Source organism: Alkalimonas amylolytica (assembly GCF_900107845.1).
In the GTDB taxonomy this organism is placed as follows: domain Bacteria; phylum Pseudomonadota; class Gammaproteobacteria; order Enterobacterales; family Alteromonadaceae; genus Alkalimonas; species Alkalimonas amylolytica.
Map to the genome: position 1 here is coordinate 523,343 of NZ_FNRM01000002.1, position 13,195 is coordinate 536,537.

General features: G+C 50.3%; 13 protein-coding genes and 1 pseudogene. 1 reads left to right on the forward strand and 13 read right to left on the reverse strand.

Going from position 1 to position 13,195, the window contains the following annotated elements:
- Nucleotides 1–49: 49 nt before the first annotated feature.
- From BLW37_RS05830 to BLW37_RS18705, 12 genes and pseudogenes are all read right to left on the reverse strand, one after another.
- On the reverse strand, nucleotides 50–355 hold the full coding sequence (locus BLW37_RS05830; protein WP_091340898.1) for a nucleotidyltransferase domain-containing protein: 306 nt from the start codon (nucleotides 353–355) through the stop codon (nucleotides 50–52).
- Entirely contained in the window at nucleotides 352–483 is a 132-nt protein-coding gene (locus tag BLW37_RS05835) for a nucleotidyltransferase substrate binding protein (RefSeq protein ID WP_245785627.1), read from the reverse strand. The genes BLW37_RS05830 and BLW37_RS05835 overlap by 4 nt, the downstream gene beginning before the upstream one ends.
- 140 nt (nucleotides 484–623) lie before the next feature.
- Nucleotides 624–1,496, reverse strand: a complete 873-nt coding sequence (gene rfbD, locus BLW37_RS05840) for a dTDP-4-dehydrorhamnose reductase (RefSeq protein WP_091340900.1) — start codon at nucleotides 1,494–1,496, stop codon at nucleotides 624–626.
- A 47-nt stretch (nucleotides 1,497–1,543) separates the two neighbouring features.
- The gene (locus tag BLW37_RS05845) at nucleotides 1,544–2,719 is read right to left on the reverse strand and encodes a nucleotide sugar dehydrogenase (protein WP_091341098.1); all 1,176 of its coding nucleotides are present in this window, start codon (nucleotides 2,717–2,719) and stop codon (nucleotides 1,544–1,546) included.
- Between the two features lie 163 nt (nucleotides 2,720–2,882).
- Nucleotides 2,883–3,902 (reverse strand): annotated as a pseudogene (gene rfbB / locus BLW37_RS05850) (dTDP-glucose 4,6-dehydratase); the annotation flags it as partial.
- A 2-nt stretch (nucleotides 3,903–3,904) separates the two neighbouring features.
- On the reverse strand, nucleotides 3,905–5,116 hold the full coding sequence (locus BLW37_RS05855) for a glycosyltransferase family 4 protein (protein WP_091340903.1): 1,212 nt from the start codon (nucleotides 5,114–5,116) through the stop codon (nucleotides 3,905–3,907).
- Nucleotides 5,113–6,897 carry a capsular polysaccharide export protein, LipB/KpsS family gene (locus BLW37_RS05860; protein WP_139243665.1) on the reverse strand — a complete coding sequence of 595 codons (1,785 nt, stop codon included), beginning with the start codon at nucleotides 6,895–6,897 and terminating at the stop codon, nucleotides 5,113–5,115. Before BLW37_RS05860 ends, BLW37_RS05855 begins: the two co-directional genes overlap by 4 nt.
- Nucleotides 6,898–6,910: 13 nt before the next feature.
- Entirely contained in the window at nucleotides 6,911–7,993 is a 1,083-nt protein-coding gene (locus BLW37_RS05865; RefSeq protein WP_091340907.1) for a KpsE/RkpR family capsule polysaccharide export protein, read from the reverse strand.
- Nucleotides 7,990–8,652 (reverse strand): ABC transporter ATP-binding protein, encoded by a 663-nt coding sequence (locus tag BLW37_RS05870; protein WP_091340910.1) that lies wholly within the window; start codon nucleotides 8,650–8,652, stop codon nucleotides 7,990–7,992. The genes BLW37_RS05865 and BLW37_RS05870 overlap by 4 nt, the downstream gene beginning before the upstream one ends.
- Nucleotides 8,649–9,434 (reverse strand): ABC transporter permease, encoded by a 786-nt coding sequence (locus BLW37_RS05875; protein WP_091340912.1) that lies wholly within the window; start codon nucleotides 9,432–9,434, stop codon nucleotides 8,649–8,651. Before BLW37_RS05875 ends, BLW37_RS05870 begins: the two co-directional genes overlap by 4 nt.
- Before the next feature lie 19 nt (nucleotides 9,435–9,453).
- The gene (locus tag BLW37_RS05880; protein WP_425426602.1) at nucleotides 9,454–11,172 is read right to left on the reverse strand and encodes a polysaccharide biosynthesis/export family protein; all 1,719 of its coding nucleotides are present in this window, start codon (nucleotides 11,170–11,172) and stop codon (nucleotides 9,454–9,456) included.
- Between the two features lie 56 nt (nucleotides 11,173–11,228).
- Nucleotides 11,229–11,597, reverse strand: coding sequence for a DVU3141 family protein (locus BLW37_RS18705; RefSeq protein ID WP_171907557.1), 369 nt, complete (start codon nucleotides 11,595–11,597; stop codon nucleotides 11,229–11,231).
- A 286-nt stretch (nucleotides 11,598–11,883) separates the two neighbouring features.
- Between BLW37_RS18705 and BLW37_RS05890 the strand changes: the two genes are divergently transcribed.
- The gene (locus BLW37_RS05890; RefSeq protein ID WP_091340915.1) at nucleotides 11,884–12,189 is read left to right on the forward strand and encodes a DUF6170 family protein; all 306 of its coding nucleotides are present in this window, start codon (nucleotides 11,884–11,886) and stop codon (nucleotides 12,187–12,189) included.
- A 97-nt stretch (nucleotides 12,190–12,286) separates the two neighbouring features.
- On the opposite strand, the gene BLW37_RS05895 is transcribed toward BLW37_RS05890, so the two are convergent.
- Nucleotides 12,287–13,195, reverse strand: a complete 909-nt coding sequence (locus BLW37_RS05895) for an aspartoacylase (protein WP_091340917.1) — start codon at nucleotides 13,193–13,195, stop codon at nucleotides 12,287–12,289.

Genomic DNA, 13,195 nt, shown 5'->3' on the forward strand with positions numbered 1-13,195 from the left:
GGCAGCAGAGCTGCTGTTATGACGGGCAAAGCCCTAAGGGCACAGCCAGCTAATTACGCCGATAAAACACCTGACCAAAAGCTTGAATGTGTTCAATCAAGCCTTGCGCTTGCAGCTGGTGATAAATCGATACATCCATCAGGTAAGGGGTGTTTAACTCATCTAAATCAGCAAGAAGCTTGCTTAAAAGTGTCGCATCAAGCTTTGGCCCTTTCAGCGTTAAATCGATGTCAGAACCAGGCCGGAAATTGCCTTTGGCGCGAGAGCCATAAATAACGACTTCTTCGATTTCCGGGTAGCGGGCGAATACCTGTTGCATGCGCTGAACTGTATCAGCAGGCAAACCAAAGTTCATAGGTATTCCTGCATTTTAACAGCAAAAGCAGTAAAGGCTGGTGCGTACAGCTGTTGGACCTTGGTAAACTCTTCCTCCAGCACACGCGCTTCGTAGGTATGAACCGTGCGGTTACGGCTTTCTATCATGTCCATCCATACCTGGCCTTCGGTGATCAAACCTAAAGAAAATGCTAAACGGCTGGCGCCGAAAAACGGCTAGTGACCGTTGCCGCAGGCAACTAGTTACCGCTGGTGAAGCCAGCTAGTGACCGCCGTGAAACGGCTAGTTACTGCGTCTTAAACGCAAGAAGTTCCTGCCATTCTGGCAAACGAATACCAAGGGCGCGCTCTAATTTATCGACACATAGCCGGGAATTCAGTGGTCGCTGGGCCGGAGTTGGATAATCGCTGCTGGGGATTGGCTGAATGGCCTCTGGAAGCAACACAAGAGCTTCCCCTTGCTTCATGGCCTGCTTGACAATGGCTTGAGCAAAATCGTACCAACTGCCATAGCCCCGTGGCGCCAGATGATAGACACCACCAGTCATGGGCTGGCCTTGCTGGAAGCGCTGCAATGCTTGCAGGCTGATGGCAGCAATTAGGCTGGCAGCTGTGGGCGCACCGATTTGATCCGCGACGATGCGTAGTTCGGCTTGCTGTTTGGCTAAGCGAAGGATGGTGTTGCGGAAGTTTTTGCCATGAACCGAGTACACCCAGCTGGTACGAAAGATCAGGGCAGCCGGGCATTGCGCCAGTACAGCCAGATCACCTTGCAGCTTAGTCTGTCCATAGTAATTCAGCGGCCCGGTTGGGCTGTCTTCTTGCCAGGGCTCGGAGCCAGTGCCCGGATAGACGTAATCGGTGGAATAATGCAGCAGGTAAGCACCGCTTTTGGCGCAGTAACGGGCTAACAACGCTGGCAGCTGCGCATTTAATGCCAGGGCCGCGGCCTGCTCGGTTTCTGCCAAATCCACAGCCGTATAAGCGGCTGCATTGAGAATCACCTGAGGCTGATGCTGCTTTAGGTAGGCTTGCACGGCCGCCTCATCGGCTAAATCCAGCTCGGCTCTGGAGGGCATGAGTAGCCCAGCCTGCCCTGCCAGTTGTTGTTTTAGCTCGGTGCCAACCTGGCCTGAGCTGCCGGTGAGTAGTAGTTTCATTGGTTCCTTTGGCTAGTATGTCGCCGCGTTACCGCTTGCGGTGCAAGCTAGTCACTGCCAAACAAATCACGGGTATAGACCTTGTCTGCAACATCCGCCAGCGCTTCTGTCCGGCGATTGGCGACGATAACATCCGAAATTTGCTTAAACTCTTGCAAATCTTTCATCACGCGAGAGCGAAAGAAGTGCGTTTCTTTCAGCTCAGGCTCGTACACCACTACCTCAATACCTTTGGCTTTGATTCGTTTCATAATGCCCTGAATGGCGGAAGCCCGGAAGTTATCCGACCCGGCTTTCATTACCAGCCGGTAGATCCCCACCACTTTGGGATCTTTGTTGACAATAGAGTTGGCGATAAAGTCTTTGCGTGTTTGGTTGGCATCCACAATGGCCTGGATGATGTTGTTGGGTACATTCTGATAATTTGCCAGCAATTGCTTGGTATCTTTCGGTAAACAGTACCCGCCATAACCAAAGCTGGGATTGTTGTAGTGATTGCCAATACGTGGATCCAGCCCCACCCCCTCAATAATTTGGCGACTATCCAGTCCATGGCTTTCTGCATAGGAGTCCAGCTCGTTAAAGAAAGCGACCCGCATCGCTAAATAGGTATTGGAGAACAGCTTGATCGCTTCAGCTTCGGTACTGTCGGTAAAAAGTACCGGAATGTTTTGCTTGACAGCACCTTGCTGCAACAAAGCCGCGAATACACTGGCACGCTCTGAGCGCTCACCAACGATGATACGCGATGGGTGTAAGTTGTCATACAGGGCCTTGCCTTCGCGCAGAAACTCTGGTGAAAACAACAGGTTTTCAAGGCCAAGCTTTGCTTTTATCGAGGCGGTGTAACCAACCGGGACTGTTGACTTAATCACCATCACAGCATCCGGATTAATCGCCATAACATCAGCTATGACAGCTTCTACACTGCTGGTATTAAAATAATTGGTCTGAGGATCGTAGTCGGTTGGTGTCGCAATCACCACAAAATCAGCACCTTGGTAAGCCTGACGTTTATCTGTCGTCGCAGTAAAGTTCAGTGCCTTACGGCTAAGAAAGTCCGCAACTTCCCGGTCTTCAATCGGGGACCGACCGGCATTGAGCATGGCTACCTTGTCCGGCAGGATATCCAAAGCCACGACCTGATGATGCTGTGCCAGCAACATCGCATTTGATAAGCCAACGTAGCCGGTACCGGCAATGGCAATTTTTAATGGCGACATGGTATTCATTCCCTGAGTTATCTGCGGCTTTATAATACGTGCTGTCACTGAAAGACGCCAGTGACGGTTAAGTGACGCTCCTACTAAGCGATCTCTTCGAAAAGTACCCGTTCCTGCAGGCAAAGCCTGTCAGTTATTGCAACTTCGCTGCCAGCGGCATCCACCAGTCCTTACGCGCCAGATACCATTGCACCGTTTTACGCAGACCAGTTTCAAAGGTCTCCTGCGGTGTCCAACCCAGCTCCCGCTCTATTTTACCGGCATCGATGGCGTAACGCAGATCATGGCCGGGGCGATCTTTGACGAAAGTTAGCAAACTTTCGTAGTGTTGAATGTTGAGTGTTGAATGTTGAATGGGCGCCAATTCTTCCAGAATGGTACAGATAGTTTTAACCACTTCGATGTTTTGTTTTTCGTTGTGGCCGCCAATGTTGTAGGTTTCCCCTACCCGGCCCTTGGTTGCCACGCAAAGTAAAGCTTTGGCGTGATCTTCGACGTAGAGCCAGTCACGGACTTGCTTGCCATTGCCATACACCGGTAAGGGTTTGCCTGCCAGCGCATTGATAATGGTAAGCGGGATCAGCTTCTCCGGAAAATGGTAAGGACCATAGTTGTTGGAGCAGTTGGTGATCACGCACGGCAAGCCATAGGTTCGCTGCCAGGCTCGTACCAGGTGATCCGAGCTGGCTTTACTGGCCGAGTATGGTGAACTTGGTGCATAGGGTGTCTGTTCGGTAAAGAGCGCGTCGGTCTGCTCCAGGTCGCCATAGACTTCATCGGTAGATACATGGTGAAAACGAAAACGCGCCCTGGCTGCAGGTGGCAGCCCTTGCCAATAGCTGCGGGCCGCTTCCAACAAGCTACAGGTACCCACAATGTTGGTTTGGATAAAAGCGGCCGGGCCATCAATGGAGCGATCGACATGGCTTTCTGCCGCTAAATGCATGATGATATCTGGTTGAAACTGAAGCAACAACTGCTCCATCCTAACCTGATCGCAAATATCTGCCTGCACAAACTGATATCGTGGGTTATCAGCAATAGATTGCAGGGAGGTCAGATTGCCAGCATAGGTTAGCTTATCGACATTCAACACCTGATGCGTGGTGCTATTCATCAGATAACGCACCAACGCAGAACCAATAAAGCCGGCTCCACCGGTCACCAAAATACGTTCACTCATGCTCAAATACTGTTAACCTCTGTTGGCCCTGCTGTCGATGTGTTCGTTAAATCAAGAGCATCCATAATCTGCTTATTAATTTTCACCACATCAAATTTTTGCTCGGCCAGTTGCCGGCTATATCGGCCCATGCCATCAATTTGCTGGGGATGGTCAATAAAGTACAACATTTGTTTCACCAAAGCACCGACATCGTGTGGTGGTATTAAAAAGCCATTTTTCCCTGGCTCGACCGTTTCCCGACAGCCTGGCATATCGGTGGTAATGACCGGCAACCCCACAGCCATAGCCTCCTGACTGCTCCGTGGTACCCCTTCGCGGTAATAAGAAGGGAGAACAAAAACGCTGGATTGCGCCAGCCAATCCACCACATTAGTCACTAAGCCTGGATAGACAATCAATCCACTTGTAACGCAATCATCCAACTCTTGACGGCTTATGGACCCCTTGGCAGTGTCTGGCTCACCGACCACCAGGAACTCTACCTCCGGGTGCTTTGCTTTTACTTCTTTAGCGGCTTGCAAAAAATAGCGGATACCTTTTTCCTGCAATAAGCGACCAACAAAGATAAAGCGTATTGGCTTTAATTGCGGCGGATGGTAAGGATAACGGTGCAAGCAGGTACCGATACCGCTCAGCACAGTCAGCCTGGGGATAGCAATGCGATACTGATGAATAAGATCCTGATAATCATCTGGGTTGAGTAAAAACACCTGGTGTGTTTTGGGTAATACAAAACGGTAGAGACCCACCTGAACTCGCCGGACAAAACGACAACGCAGTCCTGCCCCTTGGGGTGGCTCGATGAAAGCCCTGCCTAAACCTTCAATTTTCGCCACCCGAAAGGGTACTTTGGCCAACCAGGCGGCAAGGGTACCAAAAATAACGGGTTTGACGAAATAACAGAAACTGATATCAATACGTAGTTGTTTGAACAGGCGATAGAGTTGCCAAGTGGTCAATAAGTCACTAAAAGGGTTATAGCTAAAACGGTTGAGTTGATAGGGCACCGGAATAGCGCCAAGCTCTCGAACCGCTCTCAGGCTGTGTTCGGAATAGTCGGTGGCAAAGGCATACACCTCATGACCGGCAGACACCAGCTCAGAAATTAGATCACTGCGAAAGTTCAGCATGGCCTGAGTCAATGAGCCCACCACAGCGATACGCTTGCTATGACCGCCAACGGCTTGGTTGTTATCGCTTTGCTGCATCATTTTTTTCCAAACAACAAATTCAGCACCATTCGCAGGCACCTACCAAGCCGCAGCATGATCTTACCTGCTATGGTAGGCAATCGCTGCCGGCGTTGCTCTATTTCCGTTAAAACTTGTTCCGGTGTGCTGAAACCACCCGTTACATCGCTGATATAGCGCGGATAGGCGATCAATGTGGCGTAAACAAGAGTCGCCAGATCCAAGGTTCGACCTCGCCGGGGTGGCGGCGCTGTATCTTCGGTTAAGCCCCAACCAGCATAAAATGGCCAGCCATAGCAGACCACTTTTTTACCACGCAGCAATGCCTCAAAGCCGGTGAGTGACGTGAGCAGATGCACTTCATCAACTTGTTCCAGCAGCACTGCCATGCCGACATCGAGTACCAGCTCATCGCAGTATGTGCTAACGTCATCTTCACCGACCCCTTTGGCTCTGGCGCCCGAATGCACATCCGGATGTGGTTTGTAGATCACCCAGGCATCCGGGTTCTTCTGACGTACCTGCATTAATAATTGCAGATTTGAGCGTATCTGGTGAGCTCCAAACTCAATGGATGCATCTGTTTCCACCTGGCCAGGTACCAGCACGACTCTCTTATTGGTATCTGGGCGCTGCCAACCGGAATCACCAACATTGTATTTGGTAACACCTTGTTCGCAAATGCGCTGTCGTAACGCCTCAGCCCGCTCACGCTGTTGATCAGACAATATCAACTGTTGCAATAGCAGTTCCAGATCCGATGGTTGAGTGGCATCAAAGTACAAGCCGTGCTGATCAAAGATCCACGACATAGGCTGAGCAAACTCTGCACCCAGCCCTACCGAGCGAATAAAACCATCTTCTAGCCTAACCAGCCTTAAGCCAGCCTGAACAACCGGCAAGGCTCTTCGTCCCCAGACCAAGATAGTCCCCTGTTTCGGCAACACAGCTTCTTTGTTCAAAAAGGTAATCGTGCGGCCCTGTACAAAGCACTGAAGTGTTTTGCGCCAGAATCGTGAAAAGCCAACGGCATACAGGCGCCCAGGCAAGGCCATGCGCGTGCTATGTTGTAAGCCAGCCCATGCCAGCAAATCAGCAACATCGCAGGGTAGCTGTCGCTCTGGATGCAAAGCCTGCTCCCCTGCCAGAATGGCGTAATGCACAAAAGCCGCCAACTCCACGTTGGCTATGTGTTGAGCACTAAATACCCCCTGGCTAAGGGTGCAGCTGACCCACGGTGAGTCGGTCTGGCAATACAGTGGTTTTTGCCAAAGTAATGCTTCCAACCCCAACAATGAGCGGCTACAAAAAACCCGAGGGGCTGTTTGCATCAAACTCGCGGTGTGACAGGCGGTCTGAAAGTGCAACCGCTCTGAAGCTGACTTTGCAGCAGTATGCTGAGCGACTTGCTGTTGCAATTGCAGCAAGCGCTGTTGTTCACTCTGTTGAGCCGATGCCAGGCATAGGATCGGCTCCGGATAAGTCACGGCCTGTTCCAGCATCTGGTAAAACAGCTGATCACTGCATTGGCTGTCAATTAAAATTAACTGGTACGGGGCCAGAGGGCACTCTGGCGGCTTTAAATAGTTACTAACCGCCAGCTCAAACTGTTGCCACAGCTTTATAAATGCAAGACTTTGGCTGTGTTGGCTGGCAGAGAGTGGTACCTTGATTTGCTCTCGCCAGTACAGAAGTGCTTCGGCCGGTCCGGATAAAGCACGACTGAAAGCAGGCGCGGCAGTCAGCAAGGTCCAATCAGCCCGACTGGTTTGCTCCTGCAAAACGGCAGTGGATAAGTTCAATGGTGCTATACCGTTAGTCCAGGTGATCACGAATGATGGCTCGCGTTAATTGAGCGATGCCGGCCAGCAAGATAACAAAAAAGCAGACTACAGCGAAGTTATAGCTACGCCGCGGCTCTACCGAATATTGTGCCATCGTAGGGTATTGCAGTACCGATACCTGTTTGAGTTTGCGTGCAGCCTCAACCCGGGTGGTTTCAAGCATTAACAAGGAGTTAGAATACAGTTCAAGTGCAAACTGTGCTTGCAAGGTAAGAGTTTCGAACTCCGCAGAAATGCGGTTTAATGCATCGCCATCAGCTGTTGCCATCTTATTTCGTTCTTGCTGAATTTGCGTATTTAATGCCTGAATTTGACTGTCCAACCGCAAAATTTCCGGCGAACTGGAGCTTTGAAAGCTACTGCTTGCTTTACGCTGAGCTTCCAGCAGCGCTTTTTGCGCCTCCAGCTGGGCAACAATCATCATAATGCTTTCCACCGAGCCCGTAGGCGACACCAGGCCATGGGTATTTTGAAAGGTCAGTAAGGCTTCACGGGCGCTGTACAATCGTCTCTCCAACACCTCCACCTGCCCCTCAATAAAGGCAACCTGTTCTTCTGCCAGGCGTTGACCCATCCGGTTCATATGCAACTCACCTTCTTGCAATAAGGTTTTCGCAATACGTTGTGCCATTTCAGGAGTATAGGCCTGAACCCGAAGCCTAAGCACATTGGCATAATCGTCAAAGTGAACATCAATACGCTTTTGCATATAGCGGTGAAATTTCTCTATCGGGGCATCCTCACTGCTAAGGCGCGACCAGCGATCGATGTCTTTGCTGGCGAAATGCTGACGAATGTGCAGACGCTCCTCCAACACGTTCAGCATATCTACCGACAACATGTGGTCGCGCAACAGCAACAGATCACCAGCTCCGGATGTGCCAGACAAAATAGAAGAGAAATTCAGACTGGCCGGTGATATTTCCGGACTTTTCAGCACAATATTCGCTTCTGATACATAGCGATCAGTTGCGAGCAGCATCCAATAAAAAAATGATACCAAGATGACTACCAGCGCAACGCCCCATTGCGGGTGTTGTTGAAGTTTATTCATTTATCTATACTCTCATTGTAAGCTGATAATGCATCGTCCAGTTTATCAAACCAAATTGCCTGGCCTTGATGCAACCAGATACCGGCCTGACACAAATCTTGTAAAATTCCTACGCTGTGTGAAACCATAATCAAGCTGGACTTGCCAATACGACTACGAAAAGCTTTCTTGGCTTTCTTTTTAAACGCGGTATCACCAACTGCAGTTGCTTCATCGGAAATATACACATCAAAATCAAAGGCTAAGGATAAACCGAAAGCCAACCGACTACGCATACCACTGGAGTAGGTTTTCATTGGCTGGTCAAAAGCCTTGCCTATTTCCGCGAAGTCTTCAACATAATCGATAATGTGCTGCATCCTATCTTCACCGCCATGAATGCGGGCCACAAACTTCACATTCTGCCGGCCGGTCATGCTGCCTTGAAAACCACCCTTTAAGCCAATAGGCCAGGATATCTTGCTATTGGTGATGATTTCACCTCTATCCGGTGCATCCATTCGGGCCAGAAGCTTTAACAGCGTGGACTTCCCAGCTCCATTACGCCCAATCAAACCGACACTGACACCTTGAGGAATCACAAAGTTGACATCTTTCAATACCCAATCCCCGCCAAAAGGACCATGGTATCGCTTGTATAGATTACGAACTTCAATCATCGTGCCATCAACTTAGTTTTAAGACGGATCTGCAGCATCAAGCCAAGCAGAATCATACTAAGACTTAATGCCATCGGATACACCAACTCTATGCCATGGATGCTCCGATAAGCCGGAAAAAATGCATAGCGCATGCTTTCAACGGCATGCAATATGGGGTTGTAAATAAGTACCTGCTGCACGCTGTATGGCATGAGTTGGACAGGAATAATGACACCAGACAAAAAATACAAGGGGAACATCATCATACGAATGATTTTTTCAGACTCCTGCACCAGTGTCACAGCAATCGAGAACACCAGGCCAAAACCAAGACCAAGCAGCCAAAGCGTTATCCAGGCAACCATCACTCCTAAAGGGTCTACTGGCAGAATATTCAAACCAACGAAAGCCGCCCCTAACACCAGCAACATGAATACGATGGTTTTGAGGACTCCCTCCAGTGCAGCCCGAACGACGACGGTATCAACAGGGTGAAGCTGTCTGTAAGCGAATAAACCGCTATTCGCATTGATGGCTGACATGGAGCGTGTGGCTGCATCTCTGAAGATGAAAAAGCCCATCAAGCCCACGATAAGATAAGGAATAAAGTCAGCTCCGGGAATAAAACGGATCCGTCCCATAAATTCGCGCACGGCAATCATCAGCATAATGTGCGCTACAGGCTCCAACAGCATCCAGGTCCAGCCAAAGCGATCGCCCGACATTCTGGCCATGGCTTCACGCATAAAGAGTGCATACCATACATGCAAGGTGACCTGTGCTGAGCTGCGCTCTTTCATCGGTTTGCTGCCTGCTCCGTTAGATGTCCAGCGCCACTTTGGCAGCAATAGCAATTTGATAGATAATTTGCGTAAGTGTCGATGCCAGTTGTAAATTCTTGGTGGTGACGGCTGGTAACACCAAGATCTCATCACCCGCACGCAATTCAACATCACGCGCATTTCTCACTTCGCCATTTTGCCGCACAATCAGAACACGTCGTTTGTCGGCATGCTGGCTAAATCCACCAGCAGCTTCGATGTAATCCCAGGCACTCATACTCGGAACAAAAATCGAGGCTTGCGGGATATAAACTTCGCCGCTGACTAAAATAGAATCCGACCTCTCCGGGATAGTGATTATATCGCCATCTTGCAAACGCACATCCAACAGTTGGTCACGATGGCTAACGACCAGGCGACCATTGGGTTCTACTTCGCGGGCGCGGGCCACAAAAGCACTGATGAGCTCGGCTTCACGTACCCGAATGGCAGACTCTTCGGCCGTTGATGACGAGGCTCCAAGGTAGGTGGTTTCCAGCCGCCGTAAAGACTCGAGCAGGGATTCACGCTGACGCTCGGCTACACTGACCCGACGAATGGAGATGCTGCGGGTTTCAGCAATCACTTGATCAACCGGGATATTATCCAACAACTGATGCAAAGTGACATTTTTCGGTAAAATAAAGAAGGATGGCCCATAGTAACTGCCTTCCAGTTGCACAACGATGGTATCAGCCTGACGATCGGCGACAAAAACCACCTCATCGCCATTGGCGATAGTCAGTTCGGCAAAAGCCTCCAAAGCCTGATAATTGGCATAGGGGCCATTGGCACGCTGGCCACGCACCAAGGCATGGGATGCCCCGGCATCCAGTTGTGCCAGTTGCATCAGAGTGGCGCCATAGAGCACGTCATCGTTTAGCTCGTAGTAATATGCCCTGCCAACTTGACCATGCACTGCAATCTGGGGCCCCCGCCGTTCCACCAGAATGGTGTCACCATTTTGTAACTGGGCATGTTCTAACTTACCTTCAAGCAAAAAATCGTACAAATCCATTTTTGCCAGGGTTTCACCATTACGTAGCAAACGAATGCGGCGATAACTTCCCTGCTCTTCATCAATGCCGCTCGCTTGGTCAAGGAAATAAAGAATGGAGTCGTTAGGAACGCCAGCGTAACGGCCCGGCTTATTGACGAAGCCAGTGACGAACACTGCCACCGGCTGCACACCCTGCAAGTTGGTGTATACATACACATTGTCCGGATAGACTTTGCGAACGGCATTGCGCACAATACTATCGAGCTGATTGTGACTGACCCCCTGCACCTGCACCGGGCCAATGCTGGGAATAAAAATATTGCCTTGCGCATCCACCGGCAAAATACGATCAATATCGATGGCTCCCCACACACGTAAGGTGATCTGATCACCGGGAAGAATCCTATAATCTGGGTTCAGACCATCGGCTCGGGTACCTCGAAAACCGCCACTGAATAACTCAGCACCAAACGGGCGTATGTCTTTGCCTGCACCCTGCGCCATAGTGGGGATAGGGCCATACCCGCCTTGCTGCCAATTGACGCTTGAAACCGGCTCTTGAAGTGTCTGCTGCGCTTGCATGGCTTGAGCCTGCCGTATCTGAGCTTGTTGAGCCTGATCAGCAAAGGAGTTAGCGAGTACCATAGTGCTGCAACATAAAAAGCCGGCAAATGCTGCCACAGCAAACCGGCCAAGGCGCAAAGAAATTTGTTTCATCGTGTTCATCCGTTTGCTGCCGTGCCTGAAGCAGGCATAAAGTTTCTCTACCTTGTTCAGAATGCCAAAGCCCTGCTCTGGTACCATTGTTGCGCTTCATTCTGGCAAACCAGCGCGGTTTCACTGCGCTGCGCTAAAGCAAGGTCTAGCGCCAGGCAAAGCCGGTTGCTGGCTGAAATATAGCGATCTCTTACCGTCGCCTGTACCGGGTTGCCCCAGGGTGATTCTGTTAATTGCAGTTGATCGCCACTGTTGGCCAGCGCCAACACCGAAAAACTGCTGGCTGGTAACAAGGGCATCGCTGCAATGGAGTCAGCTGACAGCACAGAAGTGCTGTTTGAGTTGGTGCTGACACAGGCAGCACTTACCGAGACGGCTGCAGCTATCAGCAGCAGACGCAAAAAGCTGGTTCGGGTGTTGTGCATAAAATCCATCTTCATTAAGCATAAACTGCCGCTTAGCAACCGCAGTCTGAGCTTTTTATAGGGGTTTATCTGGCGTCCAGAACAGTGCAAAAATAGTATCACTTCAACTTCATTGATGCCAGTATCAAATCCAGTTGCCAGTATAGCTGCAACAATTATAAACAATTTATGTAGTGAAGTATCACAACAGAGTGCCAGACACGACAGCATGTATCCCATCTGATAAACTAACACTTAGTGTAAAGAGCATATGTTCCGGTAGCAATGCATCAAAATGAGGTCCCAGATGTTTTTTAACAGTCAACGTATTCCCGAACTTGAAGGGCTGAACTTTGCCGAGCGGATGCAGGTGATGCGTACAGCAGCCGATCGCTTGCCGGTACCGAAGAAGTTGCTACTAAATATTATCAAGCTGGTGATTTTGTTTGTGTTCTTTCTGATGATGGCAGAGGCCAATGACTGGCGCATTATCCCCTACGCCATTGCGCTGATTGTTGTGTATCCGGCCATTACCCGGCCACTGACCTACCTGTTGTGCCGGCCGGATTTGCCGGCGATTCGCAGGGAGCTGGAGCAAGCTACTGACAAGTAACTTGCTGTGATAAGGCGCCAACGGCTCTGGTTACCACAGGTAAAGCCTCGTCATGACGCTGGCAACGCCAGATGGTTATCAGGCAGCAAAGCTGACGTCATTCCGAGGGTCGCACAGGCGCTACCTGCAGTATAATCTTCTCATTCAACGACATCGCCAGGTTGTTGTCGTAATAGGCTGCTTCGTTGATAAAACTTGGGTAAACTTCGCTCTGCCCTTCATAGGCCAGCTCTTGGCCATCAAACAGCTTAAAGATGGGGTCACCCGGTTTGATCGGTTTAAAATCCTGGTCCTGCACGTTTTTATGCACCATACCAAGACGCTCGCCCTGCTCATTGACCGGCAGGGTGATGCTGTGCAGGTAACGGTAGGCTTCTACTGCAGCAGGCAGCTCAGGCAACTGCTGGCGGTTGTATAAGTCGGTAAAATCCAGAATGTGTTGCGTCATGCTGTGCATTTGTTCCAGCACGTCTTGCCGAAGTACTGACTGTGGCTGCGGCCCCACTTCGACAATGACGCCATAGCGGCCTGTAGTGCAGAGCAGTTTATGCTCTTCAGCGGGCAAGTGATCTTCGTCACAGCTGATCACCGCTTCCGGCATTTTCATTTTGACGTAACCGGCCAGTTGGTTGTAAAAATCACCAGCCTGGGTCAGGATCAGCACCGGCCCCATATTGCTGGTGGTGTTGTGCAAGTCAATCACCAGATCCACTTTCGGATTGCCTTTGGGCCCAAGCACGGCATCAATCACTTTGGCCCGGCTTTGCTCGTAATTGCTATGACTGGGGTTGTCCAAATCTTCGCGGCGGAACTGGCGGTTTAAATCAGCATCCAGGTAGCGCTTGTTGGCGCTATGCGCTTGTGGATTGGCAAACAGTGTCCAGGCATGAAAGCTCTGCCGTTGCAGAAGCTCAGGTTGGCGCTGGTACTGACGGATTAAATAAATACCGGAAAACTCATTACCATGAGTGCCACCAACGATGGCCACTTGCTGGATAGGCTGCAT